At 70.0% G+C, this 18,599-nt stretch carries 10 protein-coding genes and 2 rRNA genes; 7 read left to right on the plus strand and 5 right to left on the minus strand.

What is annotated here, in order from left to right; translation table 11 throughout:
* Nucleotides 1-70: 70 nt before the first annotated feature.
* A complete protein-coding gene (locus tag ACQP0T_RS12625; RefSeq protein ID WP_433873196.1) occupies nt 71-3,064 on the minus strand; it encodes a GH116 family glycosyl hydrolase in 2,994 nt (997 codons plus the stop codon).
* A 138-nt stretch (nt 3,065-3,202) separates the two neighbouring features.
* Here ACQP0T_RS12625 and ACQP0T_RS12630 point away from each other — a divergent pair, with 138 nt between their 5' ends.
* The 3 genes from ACQP0T_RS12630 to ACQP0T_RS12640 all read left to right on the plus strand — a co-directional run bounded on the left by ACQP0T_RS12630 (nt 3,203) and on the right by ACQP0T_RS12640 (nt 6,659).
* Nucleotides 3,203-3,631, plus strand: coding sequence for a phosphatase domain-containing protein (locus tag ACQP0T_RS12630; protein WP_433873198.1), 429 nt, complete (start codon nt 3,203-3,205; stop codon nt 3,629-3,631).
* Between the two features lie 29 nt (nt 3,632-3,660).
* Nucleotides 3,661-4,317: a transcriptional repressor LexA gene (gene lexA / locus ACQP0T_RS12635; protein WP_433873199.1), complete on the plus strand. Its 657-nt coding sequence runs from the start codon at nt 3,661-3,663 to the stop codon at nt 4,315-4,317.
* 95 nt (nt 4,318-4,412) lie between these two features.
* On the plus strand, nt 4,413-6,659 hold the full coding sequence (locus ACQP0T_RS12640; RefSeq protein WP_433873201.1) for a molybdopterin-dependent oxidoreductase: 2,247 nt from the start codon (nt 4,413-4,415) through the stop codon (nt 6,657-6,659).
* 233 nt (nt 6,660-6,892) lie between these two features.
* On the opposite strand, the gene ACQP0T_RS12645 is transcribed toward ACQP0T_RS12640, so the two are convergent.
* Nucleotides 6,893-7,609 carry a DUF2267 domain-containing protein gene (locus ACQP0T_RS12645; RefSeq protein WP_433873202.1) on the minus strand — a complete coding sequence of 239 codons (717 nt, stop codon included), beginning with the start codon at nt 7,607-7,609 and terminating at the stop codon, nt 6,893-6,895.
* A gap of 176 nt (nt 7,610-7,785) precedes the next feature.
* On the opposite strand from ACQP0T_RS12645, the gene ACQP0T_RS12650 reads away from it, so the two are divergent.
* Nucleotides 7,786-9,213: an aldehyde dehydrogenase family protein gene (locus ACQP0T_RS12650; protein ID WP_433873697.1), complete on the plus strand. Its 1,428-nt coding sequence runs from the start codon at nt 7,786-7,788 to the stop codon at nt 9,211-9,213.
* A 16-nt stretch (nt 9,214-9,229) separates the two neighbouring features.
* Here the strand turns inward: ACQP0T_RS12650 and ACQP0T_RS12655 are convergent, their stop codons facing one another.
* The 3 genes from ACQP0T_RS12655 to ACQP0T_RS12665 form a co-directional block, all read right to left on the minus strand.
* Nucleotides 9,230-10,264 (minus strand): alpha-hydroxy acid oxidase, encoded by a 1,035-nt coding sequence (locus ACQP0T_RS12655; RefSeq protein WP_433873204.1) that lies wholly within the window; start codon nt 10,262-10,264, stop codon nt 9,230-9,232.
* Between the two features lie 72 nt (nt 10,265-10,336).
* Entirely contained in the window at nt 10,337-11,134 is a 798-nt protein-coding gene (locus tag ACQP0T_RS12660; RefSeq protein WP_433873206.1) for an MBL fold metallo-hydrolase, read from the minus strand.
* Nucleotides 11,135-11,149: 15 nt separating this feature from the next.
* Complete coding sequence (locus ACQP0T_RS12665) at nt 11,150-11,644, minus strand: DUF4287 domain-containing protein (protein WP_433873207.1); 495 nt, start codon at nt 11,642-11,644, stop codon at nt 11,150-11,152.
* 257 nt (nt 11,645-11,901) lie between these two features.
* Here ACQP0T_RS12665 and ilvA point away from each other — a divergent pair, with 257 nt between their 5' ends.
* From ilvA to ACQP0T_RS12680, 3 genes are all read left to right on the plus strand, one after another.
* On the plus strand, nt 11,902-13,155 hold the full coding sequence (ilvA, locus tag ACQP0T_RS12670; protein ID WP_345364257.1) for a threonine ammonia-lyase IlvA: 1,254 nt from the start codon (nt 11,902-11,904) through the stop codon (nt 13,153-13,155).
* Between the two features lie 491 nt (nt 13,156-13,646).
* Nucleotides 13,647-15,169 (plus strand): 16S ribosomal RNA (locus ACQP0T_RS12675).
* A 258-nt stretch (nt 15,170-15,427) separates the two neighbouring features.
* A 23S ribosomal RNA gene (locus tag ACQP0T_RS12680) occupies nt 15,428-18,515 on the plus strand.
* The 16S and 23S rRNA genes sit together here, the layout of an rRNA operon.
* Nucleotides 18,516-18,599 lie beyond the last annotated feature (84 nt).

The raw sequence follows: 18,599 nt of genomic DNA on the forward strand, positions 1-18,599 counted from the left end.
GTCCGGGCGGCGCGGTCGGCGGTTCCCCCGGAAGTTGAGGAACGCCGCTGCGGCGGTCCGGAGCGCGGGGTCAGAACTCGACCACCAACCGCTGGCCCTCCTCGAGGTGCAGTGCTTCGGGGAACCGGATCAGCACCCGGTCGGCCGCGACCTGCGATTCGTGCGGCACCGGCGCACCGTCGAGCGCGACCTCGGTCGGCGCCGCGGCGACGTCCAGCGCCAGGCTGGCCAGCCGCAACCGGCCGTGGCGCAGGTCGATCTCGCTGCGCCGCCGCGCGCCGCGGACCTGGGCGTAGCGGCCCCAGCCCGCAGCGGTGGTGAACGCGGCGGCGAAGTCCTCCGGCCGGATCTTCGGCGCGAAGCCGAGGTGGCCGCGCGGACCGTGGTGCTCGAAGCCCAGCGCGCCGAGGTAGACGCCGAAGCTGGCCATCGACCGGGCGTAGTGGTCGCTGCACTCGATCTCGTTGTAGGGGTTGCGGCGGGAGGCGTCGTAGCGGTCGTGCACCGAGCGGGCCACCGCCAGCCCCTCGGTCACCATGCCCTCGGCGATCAGGTGCGCGGCGACCTGGTACTCGATGCCGTGCCACGCCTCGTTGAGGTAGCTGGTCGACCAGTTCGCCCCCGCTTCCTCGCCGCCGCCCCGCGGCCAGGTGCACATCACCAGGGCGGGCACGTCGGCGTCGTAGAAGGTCCGGCCGCCCGGGATCGGGCTGGCCTCGCGGAATTCCAGCGGGCGCGGGACGAAGTTGTGCCGCCAGATGCTCTCCAGCGCGATGCGGGTCTGCGCCGCGGGGAAGACCCGGGGCAGGTCGAGCTGCTCGGCCCAGCTCTGGCCGAGGAGCTGATCGGCGAAGCAGCCCCGGTTGGTGTTCACCGAACCGGGCCGCGCGGGATCGAGCTCGTGGACGTAGTACTCGCCGTTGAACAGCTGCCCGCCGAGCACCTCGGTGCCCCGCTCGGCCAGTTCCGCGCACCGCGCGGCGAAGTCGGCGTCCCCGCATTCCCGGGCCATCGCCTCCCCGGCGCGCAGCGCCGCCACGTAGAGCCCGGACAGCCAGCTGATCCGGCCGAACCAGGTGGCGTCCTGGGTGTTGGGCTGCGGACCGTCGAGCACCCCGTCGGCCCCGGCGTCGTGGCGCATCAGGTGTTCCACGGCCTGCCTGGTGCGCGGCCACATCCGGTGCAGCCAGCCGTCGTCGGCGCTCATCCGGTGCTCCCGGTAGATCCGCAGCACCGTGCCCGCCTGACCGTCCACCGCCGGACCCCGGTCGGCTTCGCCGCGCATGCTGACCTGCCCGGTGAGCTGGTGGAACCCGATGCCGAGGTCGACCCGCTCCCGGGTGTCGCGCTCGACGTCCGGGAACAGCCCGGCCACGGCATGCGCGTAGTGCCACACGTGGGTGCAGGTGCCCGCGCAGCAGTAGGCGCCTTCCCAGCCGTAGAACCGGCCGCCGGCGAACCGGTAGCAGGTGGAGGTGGCCAGGATCGTCGTGCCGGCGGCGACCCGCTCCAGCAGCCACCACGGCAGCGTGCTGTCCTCGTACCAGGTGCGCACCCACTCGGCGGTGCGCCGGATCAGCGGTTCGGCGCGCAGCACCAGCTCCCGCACCACGTCCGCGGCCACGTCGAAGCGCTCCGCGTAGTGCCTGCGCAACCCCGCCGCGCCGGTGAGGAAGCCGAGCCCTTCGCGGTCGGGCACCGGGAACGACCACGCCAGGTGGAAGCGCACCGTGCGCTGCTCGCCCGGAGCCAGCCGCAGCTCGGCCCGCACCGCACCGGCCGAGCGGTCGCGCACCCCGTCCGGCTCGACCTCGGCGGGCCGGGCGTCGAGCACCGCGCTCGGGGTGTCCCACGCGGCCAGCGCCGGGGTGGTGCTGATCCGGTCCGCGCCGGAGGCGGCCAGCGCCACCGTGCCGTGGTCGGGCAGCTCCGCCAGCGGCGGTCCGCTCGGGGCGTGGTCGCTGAGCACGATGCGCCCGGCGCCGACGTGCCCCCACGAACCGGTTTCGGCGTCGACGAGCTCGATCACCGCTTCGCGCCCCGCCCACGGCGCCACGTGCAGCACCCGGTCGGCGAGCTGGTCGCGGGAGGAGCCGGTGGCGGTGCCCACCACGGCACCGTCGACGAGCAGGTTGAGGCAGCAGGTACCGGGGAAGAACCCGCCGCTGAGCCGGAACCGCAGGTAGTCGCGGTCGAGCCGGAACGGTGCGCTGCGCAGCGTACCGGTGGCCCGGTCGCGGGCTGGGGCGTCGGAACCCGGCGCGCTGGCGTGGGAATCGACCATGCGCTGCCCGAAGGCACCGGACTCGCCCTGGTAGTCGGGACGGTCGACGAGGCGCACCGGGCCGTCGCCGAAGGCGTCCCCGGTCGCGGTCCACCCCCGGTCGGTCTCCTCGTCCCAGTCCTCGACGACGATGTCGGGCCGGGAATGCCCCGCGCGGGGCGGTTCGGTGGCGCTGAACTGCACGCCGCGCGCGCCGCCGGCGCGGAATTCCCCGGCGTGCAGCCGCATCGGGCGCCGCTGCCTGCTGTCCAGGCACACCGGGTTCTCCAGGAAGGCGGCGAGCACCACGTCGGCGGGTTCGGTGCCGTCGTTGGTCGCGGTGTACTCCAGCACGACGGCGGGGTAGGAGCTGTCCTCGACCTCGCCGGGGACGAACGGGGAGCAGGCCCGCAGCGCGATCCGCACCGGTTCGCCGCCGTAGTCGACCTCGGCCAGCGGGGGACGGCCGGCGAAGACGGCGTCCGGGACGTCGCGCTCGTCCAGCCACCGGTCCTGGCCGCCGGTGCGCACCGCGACGGCGTGGTCGAAGGGCGAGCTCGGGGTGAGCGGGTCGAGGTAGTGCGCGTCCTGGACGTTGCCCGGGGGCCGCCGGTTGTCCACGTCCCACAGCCACGGCCTGCCGCCCGCGCCGAGGTAGAGCTGTCCGCAGCCGATGCCGCCCACCGGCATCCCGACGAAGGCGGCGTCGGCGGCCCGCAGCGCGCTCCCGGTGCCCCGCTCGGACAGCGAACGCCACCAGTGCTCGGGCAGTGCGTCGTGGTGCGGGTGCTCAGCGGGCACGGGAGCGCTCCTCGCCGTCGGAGGCCGGGTCGGCGCAGTTTCCCGCACCCGAGGATCGCGACGCACCGATCATCAGCTGATCGGAGCACGGTTGTTGTTCTGAGCACGGTGCCGCTCCGGGCGACTACGCTCGGCGCCGTGACCGGACCCTGGGAACCCACCGCGGCCGGGGTGCTGCGCCTGCCCTCCGGACGGCTGGTGCGCGGCCGGGGCCTGCGGCACGGGCTGCCGGACGGCCCGCTGCCGGACTTCGGGCTGTACCTGGCTGGGAAGCGGCCCGCACCGCCGCGGTGGGAATCGCGCTGGCTGCGCTGGCCGGACTTCCGGTTGCCCGCCGACCGCGCGGCGGCCGACGCGGCGTTGCGCGAGGTGTGGGAGCGCGCGGCGGGGGAGCGGGTGGAGGTCGCCTGCGGCGGTGGGCGCGGCCGGACCGGCACGGCGCTGGCCTGCCTGGCCGTGCTGGACGGGGTGCCCCGGGCCGAGGCGGTGGCCTACGTCCGCGAGCGCTATTGCCGGCACGCCGCCGAGACGCCGTGGCAGCGCCGGTACGCGGCCCGCTTCGGCTGACCGGCCCGCTGCCCTCTACCATTCGGCGGATGACCGCATTCGACGATCACGGGGTGTTCGAGGACGCCTCGGCGTTGCCGCCGCGGCAGCAGCAGATCCTGGCCGCGATCCGGGACTGGGTGGTCCGGTACGGGTACTCGCCGAGCACCCGGGAGATCGGCGACGCCGTCGGCCTGCGGTCACCGTCCTCTGTGGCCCGGCACCTGGCCAGGCTCGAGGAGGCGGGGTACCTGCGGCGCGGTTCCGGGTTGTCCCGGCCGACCGACGTGCGCCCGTTCCTCCGGGCGGGCGGGGAATCGGAGACCTCCGGGGATTCGGTGCCGGTCCCCGTGGTCGGGGACATCGCGGCGGGCGCCCCCATCACGGCCGAGCAGCACGCCGACGACGTGCTGGCGCTGCCCCGCGAGTTCGCCGCCCGCGGCAACGTCTTCGCGCTGCGGGTGCGCGGCGACTCGATGATCGACGCCGCGATCTGCGACGGCGACGTCGTGGTGGTGCGGCAGCAGCCCGAGGCCCACTCCGGGCAGATCGTCGCGGCGATGATCGACGACGAGGCCACCGTCAAGGTGTACCGGCGCCGCGGCGGCCAGGTCCTGCTCGAACCGCGCAACCCGGCCTACGACGTCATCGACGGTGCCGGCGCCGCGGTGCTGGGCATCGTCGTCTCGGTGCTGCGCAGCATCTGACCGGCGCGTTGTGAGATGCGCGGCGGGCCTTTGACATCGGTCCCGCGCCGGGCGACCGTGAGTCGGCCGACCACGACCGACAGGAGCGCCGCCCCATGGCCGAGCACCGCCAGCACAGCGCGCACTGGGGCGCCTTCCACGCGGCGGCCGGACGCGACGGGCTGGACGTGCGGCCCGATCCCGTCGACCCGGAGCCGTCCGCGCTGCTGCGCAACGTGCCCGCCTCGACCCGGTCCCGGGTGCTGCGCCCGCACGTCCGGCGCGGTTTTCTGGAACGCGGTCCCGGTCCGGACGACGCCCGGGGCCGCGACGAGCACGTCCCGGTCCCGTGGGAGCAGGCGCTGGACCTGGTGGCGGGGGAGTTGGCGCGGGTCCGCGCCGAGCACGGCCCGCAGGCCGTCTACGGCGGGTCCTACGGCTGGAGCAGCGCGGGACGGTTCCACCACGCCCAGAGCCAGGTGCACCGGTTCCTCGGCGTGACCGGCGGCTACACCTGGTCGGTCGGCAACTACAGCTACGGTGCCGCGCTGCCGCTGCTGCGACGCGTGGTCGGTGACGACGCCCCGGTCACCACGCCGACGACCTGGGAGGTGCTCACCCGGCACACCGGGCTGTTCGTCTGCTTCGGCGGCATCCCGGCGAAGAACTCGCAGGTCAACTCCGGTGGAGCCACCCGGCACCGGACGCCGGGGCACCTGGCCGCGGCCCGCCGGGGCGGGGCGCGGTTCGTGCTGGTCAGCCCGCTGCGCGACGATCTGGCCGCGGAACTCGACGCCGACTGGCTGGCTCCGGTGCCGGGAACGGACACGGCGCTGATGCTGGCGCTGGCCCACGTGCTGATCACCGAGGGCCGGCACGACGAGGCGTTCCTGCGGCGCTGCTGCGAGGGCTTCGAGGCCTTCCGCGACCACGTGCTCGGTCGCGACGGCGGTCCCGCCAAGACCCCCGACTGGGCCGAGGGGATCTGCGGCATCGCGGCGCCGGTCATCGCCGACCTGGCGCGGGAGATGGCGCGGAACCGGACCATGATCACGCTGAGCTGGTCGTTGCAGCGCTCCCACCGGGGCGAGCAGCCGCTGTGGGCGGGCATCGCGCTGGCCTGCCTGCTCGGCCAGGTCGGGCTCCCCGGCGGCGGGTTCGGACACGGTTACGGCGGCATGTCCGGCGTCGGCGACGTGTCGCTGCCCTACCCGCTGCCGACGCTGCCGCAGGGCCGCAACCCCGTGCCCGACCACATCCCCGTGGCGCGCATCGCCGACCTGCTGCTGCACCCGGGCGAAGCGGTCGAGTACGACGGGTCGGTGCTGACCTACCCGGACATCCGGTTGGTGCACTGGGCGGGCGGCAACCCGTTCCACCACCACCAGAACCTCGCCCGGCTGCGCCGCGCCTTCACCCGCCCGGACGCGGTGGTGGTGCACGAGCCGTTCTGGACCGCCACCGCCCGCCACGCCGACATCGTGCTGCCGAGCACCACGACCCTGGAACGCGACGACATCGGGGCGGCCCGGCACGACAGCGCGGTGGTGGCCATGCACCGCGTGCTGGACCCGGTCGGGGAGTCCCGCGACGATTACCGGATCTTCAGCGCGCTGGCCGAGCGGCTGGGCGCGGCCGCGGAGTTCACCGAGGGCCGCGACGAGCGGCAGTGGCTCGAGCACCTCTACGAGACCTGGCGGGCCGCGCTGCCCGCCGACGTCGCGCCGGAGGAGGACTTCGCCGGGTTCTGGCGCACCGGCCGGGTGGACCTGGTCGTCCCGAACGCCGAGCACGTGCTCTACGCCGACTTCCGCGCCGACCCCGCGGCGCACCCGCTGCCCACGCCGAGCGGCCGGATCGAACTGCGCTCCCGGACGATCGAGTCGTTCGGCTACGACGACTGCCCCCCGCACCCGACCTGGCTGCCGCCCGCCGAGTCGGCGTACCCGTTGCACCTGATCGCGAACAACCCCGCCACCCGCCTGCACAGCCAACTCGACCACGGTGCGCTCAGCACCGGGTCGAAGGTGCGCGGCCGGGAACCGGTGCGGCTGCACCCGGACGACGCGACGGCGCGCGGCATCGCCGACGGTGACGTGGTGCGGCTGCACAACGAGCGCGGGAGCTGCCTGGCCGGGGCGGTGCTCAGCGAGGCGCTGCGGCCCGGGGTCGTGCAGCTGTCCACTGGCGCGTGGTTCGACCCCAGCGCTCCGGAGGTCGCCACCTGCGTGCACGGCAATCCGAACGTGCTCACCACCGACGAGGGCACGTCCCGGTTGGGCCAGGGCGCCACCGGCCAGCTCAGCCGCGTGGAGGTCACCCGGTGGGACGGACCGCTACCCCCGGTGCGCGCCCACGGCTGAGGTCCGGTGCGCGCCGCAGCGGGCGCACGCCCGCCGACCCGGGGCGCCGGGCACGGGCCGGAACCGGGCGTCCTGCCCGCACACCCCGCACAGCCCCGTCCGCGCGCCGCGGTCGGGGCCGCTGAATCCGAAAGCGGCCATGAGCAGCTCCTCGTCCCACATCGCGGTAGCTGCTGCTCAACCACCTTGGCCGGGCAACACCACCGGGCTGACCGCGCATTCCTGGGCCGCGGTCAGCCGCCGGAGCCGATGTCGGCGATGGCGTCGTCGATGCGCCGGGCGAGCTGCAGGTCGAGCTCGGTCACCGCGCCGAGCGACCGGGTGGACAGCGCGAACGAGACGGTGCCGTCGCCGTGGTCGTCGATGGTGGCGTGGTGGCTGAGCTCCTGCTGGGCGGCGTCGATCCGGTTGAACACCGGCTTCCACCGCTCCGGGGGCAGGCTCGCGGTCCGCTCGATGCGCTCCGTCGTGCCGGTCCAGCCGGGCATCTCGGCGAGGGTCCGGGCCAGCTCGTCCTGGTCCAGCGGTCGCGGGCGCGGCTCGGCCGCGGCGGCCGACCACTCCGGCGGCGGCCCTTGGCCCGGGGCCGCGAACAGCGGTGCGAGCTCGTCGGGCAGCCGGTGCTCCAGCGAGGCGGTGAGCGCGTCGTCCTCGGCGGCGATCTCGGACAGCACCGCCTGCACCACGTAGCGGGCCTGCTCCGGCGGTCGACCCAGCTCGCGGGCGGTTTCGGCGATCACGTCCTGCTCCTGGTCGACCGCGACGTCCCAGTGCACCGACTCCCGGATGGCCCCGGGCACCACCGTGGCGAGCTGCTGGCGGTCCACGGTGTCGAGGTGGCGGGCCAGGGCTTCGAGCGTGTGCACGGTCGCCTCGCGGGCGTCGGCCGCCGAGCCCAGCTCGGCCCGTTCCCGGACGCCTTCCACGAACTGCTGGTACTGGACGGGCATGATGCCTCCCCCACGCGCCGGACGTTGCTCCCCTCGGCGTTGCCCGGGCGCCGCCGGACCAAACCGGTCGGCTGATCGAGCGGTGCGGGGATTGACCGGGGCTCCCCGCGGGCAATCCCAGGACCGGAACCGAGTGCGAGGAGGAACGCGTGGACCGTGCGGTGGCAGCGGAGTCGATGTCCGGCGGGCTGGTCGAGGCGACGTCGTGGGACGAGGACCGCGAGGTCGTGGAGGTGCGCAGCCCGCTCGACGGCGAGCTCATCGATTCGATCGTCGGGTCGGGCAGGCACGAGGTGGCCGCGGCCGTCGCCGCCGCCCACCGGGCCCAGGCGGAGTGGGCCCGGGTGCCCGCGGGGGAGCGCGGCGCGGTGCTGGCCCGATTGGCCGACGCGGTCCGCGACGCCGCCGACGAGCTGGCCACCACCGAGCACCGGGAGACCGGCCGACCGCGTGAGCAGGCCCGGGCCGCGGTGGAAGCCGCGGCCGGCACCCTCGACGAGTACGCCGCGCTGGGGCCGGTGCACCGGGGCCGCTCGCTCAACGGCGACCACGACGCCACCGACCTGATGGTGCACGAACCGCGGGGCGTCGTGGCCGCGCTGACCCCGTGGAACGAGCCGGTGGCCGTGGCCTGCGGAGTGCTCGGCGCCGCCCTGGTCACCGGCAACGCGGTGGTGCACAAACCCAGCGAACGGGCCGTCCGGACCGGCGTGCTGCTGAACCGGGTCCTCGCCGCGCACCTGCCCGAAGGGCTGCTCGGCTCGGTGGCGGGCGGGCCGCGGTGCGGGGCGGAGCTGGTCGCCGATTCGACGCTGGACGTCATCGCGCACGTCGGCAGCACCGCCGCGGGGCGCAGCATCGCCGCCGCCGCGGCCGCCACCGGGGCCAAGACGCTGCTGGAGAACGGCGGCAACGACGCGCTGATCGTCGACGCCGGGATCGACCCCGAGCACGCCGCGGAGCAGGCCGCCGTGGGGGCGTTCGCCAACTCCGGGCAGATCTGCACCTCCGTCGAGCGCATCTACGTGCACCGCGACCTGGCCGAGGACTTCCTCGCGGCGCTGGTCGAGCAAGCGCGCCGCCGGGTCTTCGGGTCACCCGCCGCCGACGAGATCCCGATGGGCCCGCTGGTCGCCGAGGAGCACCGCGCCGAGGTGCACCGCAAGGTCCGCGATGCGCTCGACGCCGGAGCGACCCTGCTGGCCGGTGGTGTGCTCCCCGACGGCGACGGCAGCTACTACCCGGCGACCGTGCTCACCGACTGCCGACCCGAGATGGAGGTGCTGCGGGAGGAGGTGCTGGGTCCGGTCGCCGCAGTGCGCGTCGTCGACGACTTCGACCAGGCGCTGCGCGAGGCGGCCGCCGACCGGCACGGGCTCGCGGCCACCGTGCTCACCCCGGACATGGCGCACGCCCAGCGGTCGTGGCGCGCGCTGCGGGTGGGCACGGTCAAGATCAACGAGGTATTCGGCGGCGCCCCGGGCGGCGCCGCGCAGCCCAGGGGCGCCAGCGGCAGCGGTTTCGGCTTCGGCCCGGAACTCCTCGACGAGATGACCGCGACCAAGGTCGTCCACCTCGTCCCGCCCGTGCTGCCGGGCACCTGACGGGCGGGACCGGCCCTCACGGACGGATGAGCACCGGCAGCCGCGCCACGTCGGCGACCTCCGGGCAGCCGGTGAGCACCAGCAGCTCCGCGAGCTCCGCGCTGATCCGCTGCAGCACGCCGAGCACGCCCTGCATCCCGCTGCGGCCCAGGCCGTACAGCACCTGCCTGCCGACCAGGGCGCCGGTCGCGCCCAGCGCCAAGGACCGCAGGACGTCGGTGCCGGTGCTGATCCCGCCGTCGACGAGCACGTCGAGCCCTCCGGGGCCGTGGCGCACCACCTGTTCCAGCGCGGTGGCCGTGGGCACCGCGCACGGCAGCTGCCTGCCGCCGTGGTTGGACACCACCACTCCGGCGGCACCGGCCTCGCGGCAGCGGCTCGCGGTCGCCGCCGACAGCACGCCCTTGACGTAGACCGGCATCGAGGTGGCGCCGACGACCGCTTCCACGTCGGCGAGGTCCAGCGACGGATCGATCTCGACGTCGTCGGTCATCGCGGGGGCGACGTCGGCGCCGGGGCTGAACTCGGCCGCCCGCTCGCGCTCGCTGCCGCGCCGCACCGGCGCGTCGGTGGTGATCACCAGCGCGCTGCACCCCGCCTGCTCGGCGCGGCGCACCAGCTCCCGGCGCGCCCGCGGATCGCGCAGCCAGTAGAGCTGGAAGGCGCAGCGCGCCCCGGACTTCGCGATGTCCTCGACGCGGGCCGAGGCCATCGTCGAGACCACCAGCGGGATCCCCGTCTCGGCGCAGGCCGCGGCGATCTCCAGGTCGCCGTGCGGCCAGATCCGCGCGGGCAGGCCCATCGGCGCCACCGCGAACGGCGCCGCGGCCGGGGCGCCGAGCACCGAGGTGGCCGTGCTGACCCGGGACACGTCGCGCGGCAGCAGGTGGCCGAGGAAGACCTCGTCCCACGCCTCGCGGTTGGCGTGCTTGGCCACTTCCCGGGAACCCGCCGCCCCGGTGATGAACGCCCAGACCGGATCGCTCAGCACCGCCCGGGCAGCCGCCGCCTCGTCCTCCGGGGTGATCGGAGCCGGTGGGTTCTGCACCATGCCCTGCATGATGCGAGCCCGCCGCGACGCGGCATAAGGGCCGATCGGCGCACAGCGGTGCGGTTCGGCCGCTCAGCGCTCCAGGACGAAGTCGAGGTAGCGCCGGGCCGATCGCTGCACGATGGTCGAGGCCCGGTCCGGCAGCACCGCGTCCCACCACGCCCCGTAGAGCGCCTCGAAGCGGTAGTCGGCCAGCAGCTCGGCGGCACGGCGCACCACCCCGGGCCGCTCCGGGATCAGGTTCGGGTAGCTGTACATGAACGCCACGTGCTCCCGGTCCGGGATGACCTGCACGATGTCGCCGCTGAACAGCGCCCCCGCGCCGCGCTCCCAGTGCAGCACCGTGCCGCCCGCGAAGTGCACCCCCAGGTTCAGCAGCGTCAGGCCCGGGGCCAAGGTCGCGGTGGTGCCGTCCCACAGCTGGATCGCCGGATCCGGCCTGCCGATCCACTCCCGGTCGGCGGCGTGCAGGTGGATCGGCGCGTCGAACGCCCGGCTCCACTCGACCATCGTCGTGTAGTAGTGCGGGTGGCTGATCGCGATCGCCGACACCCCGCCGTGCGCCCGCACCGCTTCGACCAGCGCGTCGTCGAGGTAGGCCGCGCAGTCCCACAGCACGTTGCCGCCCGGTGCCTTGATCAGCAGCGCCCGCTGCCCGATCGCGAACCGGGGCTCGCAGCCGAGCCCGATCACCTCAGGGCCCTGCTCGCGCACCACCGCCGCGTGCCCGCCCGCGCGCAGCGACTCCAGATCGGTCCACCGCTGCCCGGAGGGTGGGACGTACTGCCGCTCGTCCTCGCAGATCGGACACTCCGGCCGAGGTTCGGCGTACTGGGTGCCGCAGGTGACGCACACGGGCAGGACGGACATCGGCGCCTCCGGTGATCAGCCGCACTGCGAGTATGCCACCTGCAGCAGGGCTTCGACCTCACCGTCGATCTCGGCCACCGATCCCAGCTCCAGCCGGTGCACCCCGTCCGCCGCCTCGGCCATCCGGTCCGATCCCGGCGGATGCGCGAAGCGCAGCTCCAGCCGCACCCCCGCACCGCGCGCGGCGGCCGACGCGAAGGGGTGCCCGCGCCGGAACAGCACCCGGCCGCCGTCCTCGTCGACCACCACGTCGTCGCCGAACTGCTCGACCACGTCGCGCAACCGCTCCACGACCGGCCGCGGACCCGCGCTCGCCCGCGCCGCCGCGTCGGCGACGGTCCACGCCGGGCCGCGCAGCAGGCCGTGCTCGGTGCGCAGCCACCGGTGCACGGCTTCTTGGTCGTGCGGGTCCAGCCCGCTCGCCCGCACGATCCGCACCCACTCGTCGAGGGTCCGGCCGGTGCGCACCACCACGCTCCCGATCGCCGCTGAGGTGCTCGTCGTCGCCATGCCCGGAGGGTAAGCAGCCGACGTGACCCCGGCCACTCGCGCGCGGGGCCCGGGGCACCCGGCGCATCGCTGGTCCGGGTGAGATGCCCCGCCCGCCGCGCGATCCCGAGGGCGGTCTTCGCCCTGCCCGGGGACCACCCCGGCGGCCGCGCAGGGACTCCGCAGCAGGTCAGCCCATCCCGGTGACGCTCGCCACGGTGTGCCCCGGGGAGGGCGCCCCGCTCCGCACCGCAGCCGTCGAGCGGTCTTAGTATCGAGTGGTGTACGACGAGTTGACCCCCGCAGCCATCTACCGCGCCGCCACCCGGTTGAGGCCGGTCGCGCGGCGGACTTCGCTCGACGAGAGCAGCCGGTTGAGCGCCGAGCTGGGCGTCCCGGTCCGGCTCAAGCGCGAGGACCAGCAGCTCTGCCGCTCCTACAAGATGCGCGGGGCGTTCAACCTGATCTCCTCGCTCGGGCCGGAGGAGCGCGAGCGCGGTGTCGTCTGCGCGAGCGCGGGCAACCACGCGCAGGGCCTGGCGTTCAGCTGCCGCGAGCTCCAGATCAAGGGCCGGGTGTACCTGCCCACCAACACGCCCCGGCAGAAGCGCCGCCGCATCGCCGCGATCGGCGGGGAGTGGGTCGAGCCGGTGATCGTCGGCAGCTCGTTCGACGAGGCCAGCGTCGCCGCGCAGGAGGACGGCCGGAGCACCGGCGCCGTCTACGTGCACCCGTTCGACGACGCGCGGACCATCGCGGGGCAGGGCACCGTGGGCTTGGAGATCGCCGAGCAGCACGAGGGCCCGATCGACACGGTGATCGTCCCGGTCGGCGGCGGCGGGCTGCTGGCCGGTGTCGTGCTGTGGCTCAAGGAGCACTTCCCGGACGTGCACGTGGTGGGCGCCGAGCCGGCCGGGGCCACCAGCCTGCGCGCCGCCCTGGACAACGGCGGGCCGGTCGCGCTGCCGCACGTGGACACCTTCGTCGACGGCGCGGCGGTCGGCCGGGTCGGCGACCTCGGGTACCGGGTGGCCCGCGACCTCGTCGACGAGCTCGTCGCGGTGCCCGAAGGCGCCGTGTGCACCGAGATGGTGGACCTGTACCAGACCGACGGCATCATCGCCGAGCCCGCGGGTGCGCTGGCCAGCGCGGCTGCGCGGATGCCGCTGGAGCGGGCCCCGCGCGGACCGGTCGTCTGCGTCGTCTCCGGTGGCAACAACGACCTCAGCCGCTACGCCGAGGTCGTGGAGCGCTCCTTGGTGCACGAGGGGCTGCGGCACTACTTCCTGGTCTCCTTCCCGCAGGAGCCGGGGGCGTTGCGCCACTTCCTCGACGACGTGCTCGCCGAGGGGCAGGACATCGTCGCCTTCGAGTACGTCAAGAAGAACAACCGGGAGCACGGGCCCGCGCTGGTCGGCATCGAACTGGACCACGCCGGCGAGCTCGATGAGCTGCTCAAGCGGATGAAGGAGAGCCCGCTGCAGATCGAGCAGGTGTCGCCCGGCTCGCCGCTGTTCTCGTTCCTGCTCTGACGAGCCCGCCGATCTTCGTCCTGACCTGCGCGTTCACCCTTGATCGGGGGGTGGTTCGCAGGGGGTTCGACGGGGTGTGTAGAGTTGTTCAGGTCAGCGCGGAACGGGCCGGGAAACGGACCGGGTGCTGGCGGGGATGGCGAACCAAGCTCCTGCTTTCGGGTGGTAGAGTGGGCTGTCCGTTGAGAACTCGATGCGGTGGCGTGAAGCGGCCGGGTTGGAACGGGGACCCCCCGGGAAAGCCGGTGTTTCGGGCCTGCTAGGGTGATCAGCACCGAAACGACATGGGAATTGCTCCCTGCGACTGCATGCTTGGGTGTGTGGTTGTGGTGTGGGTGTGTTCTTTGAGAACTCAACAGCGAACTGTTTTTGGCTAGTGTTCATGATGAACAGCCCCTTTTTTGGGGTTTCTTTGAGTATGGCGCTCGCCGGCCTTTGCACTGTGTGTGGGGGTGTGGTTGGAGTGTCTGCTGGGATTGTTTCAACAGTCATTGTTGGAGAGTTTGATCCTGGCTCAGGACGAACGCTGGCGGCGTGCTTAACACATGCAAGTCGAACGCTGAAGCATCTTCGGGTGTGGATGAGTGGCGAACGGGTGAGTAACACGTGGGTAATCTGCCCTGCACTCTGGGATAAGCCCTGGAAACGGGGTCTAATACCGGATAGGACATTCTGCCGCATGGTGGGGTGTGGAAAGTTCCGGCGGTGCAGGATGAGCCCGCGGCCTATCAGCTTGTTGGTGGGGTGATGGCCTACCAAGGCGACGACGGGTAGCCGGCCTGAGAGGGTGACCGGCCACACTGGGACTGAGACACGGCCCAGACTCCTACGGGAGGCAGCAGTGGGGAATCTTGCGCAATGGGCGAAAGCCTGACGCAGCAACGCCGCGTGGGGGATGACGGCCTTCGGGTTGTAAACCTCTTTCGACAGGGACGAAGCTTTCGGGTGACGGTACCTGTAGAAGAAGCACCGGCTAACTACGTGCCAGCAGCCGCGGTAATACGTAGGGTGCGAGCGTTGTCCGGATTTATTGGGCGTAAAGAGCTCGTAGGCGGTTTGTCGCGTCGGCCGTGAAAACCTGCAGCTTAACTGTGGGCGTGCGGTCGATACGGGCAGACTTGAGTTCGGCAGGGGAGACTGGAATTCCTGGTGTAGCGGTGAAATGCGCAGATATCAGGAGGAACACCGGTGGCGAAGGCGGGTCTCTGGGCCGATACTGACGCTGAGGAGCGAAAGCGTGGGGAGCGAACAGGATTAGATACCCTGGTAGTCCACGCCGTAAACGTTGGGCGCTAGGTGTGGGGATCGGTTCCACGGTTTCTGTGCCGTAGCTAACGCATTAAGCGCCCCGCCTGGGGAGTACGGCCGCAAGGCTAAAACTCAAAGGAATTGACGGGGGCCCGCACAAGCGGCGGAGCATGTGGATTAATTCGATGCAACGCGAAGAACCTTACCTGGGTTTGACATGCACCAGATTGCCCCTGAGAGGGGGTTTCCCTTGTGGTTGGTGTACAGGTGGTGCATGGCTGTCGTCAGCTCGTGTCGTGAGATGTTGGGTTAAGTCCCGCAACGAGCGCAACCCTTGTCCTGTGTTGCCAGCACGTAATGGTGGGGACTCGCGGGAGACTGCCGGGGTCAACTCGGAGGAAGGTGGGGATGACGTCAAGTCATCATGCCCCTTATGCCCAGGGCTTCACACATGCTACAATGGCTGGTACAGAGGGTGGCGATACCGTGAGGTGGAGCGAATCCCTTAAAGCCGGTCTCAGTTCGGATCGGGGTCTGCAACTCGACCCCGTGAAGTCGGAGTCGCTAGTAATCGCAGATCAGCAGTGCTGCGGTGAATACGTTCCCGGGCCTTGTACACACCGCCCGTCACGTCATGAAAGTCGGTAACACCCGAAGCCCATGGCCTAACCCTGTTGGGGTGGAGTGGTCGAAGGTGGGACTGGCGATTGGGACGAAGTCGTAACAAGGTAGCCGTACCGGAAGGTGCGGCTGGATCACCTCCTTTCTAAGGAGCACGAAAACACCCGCCGAGGCCCTGTGCAGTGGTCGCCCTTTGTTGGTGGTGCTGTGGTGGGGGTGGTGGAGTGGCCTGTGGTGGAGGGACCGTGTGTGTTCCTGCCGTGGGGTGCTTGAGGGATTGTGGAACAGCACTGGTGTGATCAAGAATGGTTCGCTGTTGGGTGTCTGAGAGGGCACGCTCTGTGTGGGTGTGTTGTCTTGGGTTGTTGTTTGAGAACTGTATAGTGGGTGCGAGCATCTTTGTGGCCAAGTAATGTAGGGCACATGGTGGATGCCTTGGTACCAGGGGCCGATGAAGGACGTGGGAGGCCGCGAGAGTCCTCGGGGAGTTGTCAACCGAGCTGTGATCCGAGGGTGTCCGAATGGGGTAACCCAGCCCGGGTGATGCCGGGTTACCAGCATCTGAATGTATAGGGTGTTGGGGGGAACGCGGGGAAGTGAAACATCTTAGTACCCGCAGGAAGAGAAAACACTGGTGATTCCGTGAGTAGTGGCGAGCGAAAGCGGAGGAGGCTAAACCGTGCGCGTGGGAGACCGGACAGGGGTTGCGTGTGCGGGGTTGTGGGGCACTGTTGGAGGGGTCTGTCTGCCCTTCAGCACCGTCGGTGTGTGTTAGTTGAACAGGTTGGGATGCCTGGCCGGAGTGGGTGAGAGTCCCGTAGGCGAAAATGCATGCTGGGTGTGTGGTGGTGTTCCCGAGTAGCAGCGTTTCCGTGGAGGGTGCTGTGAATCTGGCGGGACCACTCGCTAAGCCTAAATACTTCCTGGTGACCGATAGTGGATAGTACCGTGAGGGAATGGTGAAAAGTACCCCGGGAGGGGAGTGAAAGAGTTCCTGAAACCGTGTGCCTGCAATCCGTCAGAGCCTGTCCTTGTGGTGGGTGATGGCGTGCCTTTTGAAGAATGAGCCTGCGAGTTGCTGCTGCGTGGCGAGGTTAACCCGTTGGGGGGTAGCCGGAGCGAAAGCGAGTCTGAAGAGGGCGTGGAGTCGCGTGGTGCAGACCCGAAGCGGAGTGATCTACCCATGGCCAGGGTGAAGCGCGGGTAAGACCGTGTGGAGGCCCGAACCCACCAGGGTTGAAAACCTGGGGGATGAGTTGTGGGTAGGGGTGAAAGGCCAATCAAACTTCGTGATAGCTGGTTCTCCCCGAAATGCATTTAGGTGCAGCGTCGTGTGGTGCTCGGGTGGGGTAGAGCTACTGGTTGGCTGATGGGCCTTCGCGGGTTACTGAGGTCAGCCAAACTCCGAATACGCCCGGGTTGGAGCGCGGCAGTGAGACGGCGGGGGAGAAGCTTCGTCGTCGAGAGGGAAACAGCCCAGAGCATCGGCTAAGGCCCCTAAGTGTGCGCTTAGTGGAAAAGGATGTGGGATCGCTGAGACAACCAGGAGGTTGGCTTAGAAGCAGCCATCCTTGAAAGAGTGCGTAATAGCTCACTGGTCAAGTGGTCCTGCGCCGATAATGTAGCGGGGCTGAAGCGCACCGCCGAAGCCATGCCGGCGATGCCCTGTGGGGTGTTGTTGGGTAGGGGAGCGTCCTGTATGCGGTGAAGCGCCCGAGTGATCGTGGTGTGGAGTGTGCGGGAGTGAGAATGCAGGCATGAGTAGCGAGTGCAGAGTGAGAATCTCTGCCGCCGGATGACTAAGGGTTCCTGGGGAAGGTTCGTCCGCCCAGGGTGAGTCGGGGCCTAAGGCGAGGCCGACAGGCGTAGTCGATGGAGAACGGGTTGATATTCCCGTACCCGTGTGCACGCGTCCGTGATGGAACGGTTGAGACTAACCATCCCGACGCGGCGTGGACCTTCGGGTTTGTGTCGTGGTTGGCATGGGGCCTGATGCCGGAGTAGTCAAGCGATGGGGTGACGCAGGGGGGTAGCTCTGCCAGTGAGTGGTTGTACTGGTGTAAGCCTGTAGCCCGGTGTGTAGGGAAATCCGCACACCATGGGGGTGAGGGGTGATGCGTAGCCGTGGTGGTGAAGTGAGTGATCCCGTGCTGCCGAGAAAAGCCTCTAGCGAGTGTGTGCATGGCCCGTACCCGAAACCGACACAGGTGGTCAGGTAGAGAATACCGAGGCGGTCGGGTGAACTGTGGTTAAGGAATTCGGCAAATTGCCCCCGTAACTTTGGGAGAAGGGGGGCCATTGCTGGTGAACCCACGTGCTGGGGGAGCTGGTGGTGGTCGCAGAGGCCAGGGAGAAGCGACTGTTTACTAAAAACACAGGTCCGTGCGAAGCTGTAAGGCGAGGTATACGGACTGACGCCTGCCCGGTGCTGGAACGTTAAGAGGACCCGTGAACCCCTTTGGGGTGTAGCGGAGAATTTAAGCGCCAGTAAACGGCGGTGGTAACTATAACCATCCTAAGGTAGCGAAATTCCTTGTCGGGTAAGTTCCGACCTGCACGAATGGCGTAACGACTTCTCCGCTGTCTCGACCACAGGCCCGGTGAAATTGCAGTACGAGTAAAGATGCTCGTTTCGCGCGGCAGGACGGAAAGACCCCGGGACCTTTACTATAGCTTGGTATTGGTGTTTGGTTCGGCTTGTGTAGGATAGGTGGGAGACTGGGAAGCATTCACGCTAGTGGGTGTGGAGTCGTTGGTGAAATACCACTCTGGTCGTTCTGGGCATCTAACTTCGGGCCCTGATCGGGTTCAGGGACAGTGCCTGGTGGGTAGTTTAACTGGGGCGGTTGCCTCCTAAAGGGTAACGGAGGCGCCCAAAGGTTCCCTCAGCCTGGTTGGCAATCAGGTGTTGAGTGTAAGTGTATAAGGGAGCTTGACTGTGAGACTGACGGGTCGAGCAGGTGCGAAAGCAGGGACTAGTGATCCGGCACTGGCTGGTGGAAGCGGTGTCGCTCAACGGATAAAAGGTACCCCGGGGATAACAGGCTGATCTTGCCCAAGAGTCCATATCGACGGCATGGTTTGGCACCTCGATGTCGGCTCGTCGCATCCTGGGGCTGGAGTTGGTCCCAAGGGTTGGGCTGTTCGCCCATTAAAGCGGCACGCGAGCTGGGTTTAGAACGTCGTGAGACAGTTCGGTCCCTATCCGCCGCGCGCGTTGGAGACTTGCGGAAGGCTGTCCCTAGTACGAGAGGACCGGGATGGACGAACCTCTGGTGTGCCAGTTGTACCGCCAGGTGCATGGCTGGTTGGCTATGTTCGGGAGGGATAACCGCTGAAAGCATCTAAGCGGGAAGCCTGTTCCTAGATGAGGTCTCCTGCCCCCTTTGTGGGGTTAAGGCTCCCAGGAGATGACTGGGTTGATAGGCTCGGCATGGAAGTTCGGTAACGGATGGAGTGGACGGGTACTAATAGGCCGAGGGCTTGTTCACGAGATGTTTGCACCCACTGTATGGTTCTGGGACAACAACCCGGGACGTGTTTGATAACTGGATTGTTTTGTGTGTCCGCTGGTT

The organism is Saccharopolyspora sp. CA-218241 (genome assembly GCF_050954615.1).
GTDB lineage: Bacteria > Actinomycetota > Actinomycetes > Mycobacteriales > Pseudonocardiaceae > Saccharopolyspora > Saccharopolyspora cebuensis.

Excerpts from the sequence above, each read along its gene's own strand:
- ACQP0T_RS12655 (WP_433873204.1), bottom strand. The coding sequence starts at position 10,264 with ATGGTGCAGAACCCACCGGCTCCGATCACCCCGGAGGACGAGGCGGCG.
- ACQP0T_RS12665 (WP_433873207.1), bottom strand. The coding sequence starts at position 11,644 with ATGGCGACGACGAGCACCTCAGCGGCGATCGGGAGCGTGGTGGTGCGC.
- ACQP0T_RS12660 (WP_433873206.1), bottom strand. The coding sequence starts at position 11,134 with ATGTCCGTCCTGCCCGTGTGCGTCACCTGCGGCACCCAGTACGCCGAA.
- lexA (WP_433873199.1), top strand. The coding sequence starts at position 3,661 with ATGACCGCATTCGACGATCACGGGGTGTTCGAGGACGCCTCGGCGTTG.
- ACQP0T_RS12645 (WP_433873202.1), bottom strand. The coding sequence starts at position 7,609 with ATGCCCGTCCAGTACCAGCAGTTCGTGGAAGGCGTCCGGGAACGGGCC.
- ACQP0T_RS12650 (WP_433873697.1), top strand. The coding sequence starts at position 7,786 with ATGTCCGGCGGGCTGGTCGAGGCGACGTCGTGGGACGAGGACCGCGAG.
- ACQP0T_RS12640 (WP_433873201.1), top strand. The coding sequence starts at position 4,413 with ATGGCCGAGCACCGCCAGCACAGCGCGCACTGGGGCGCCTTCCACGCG.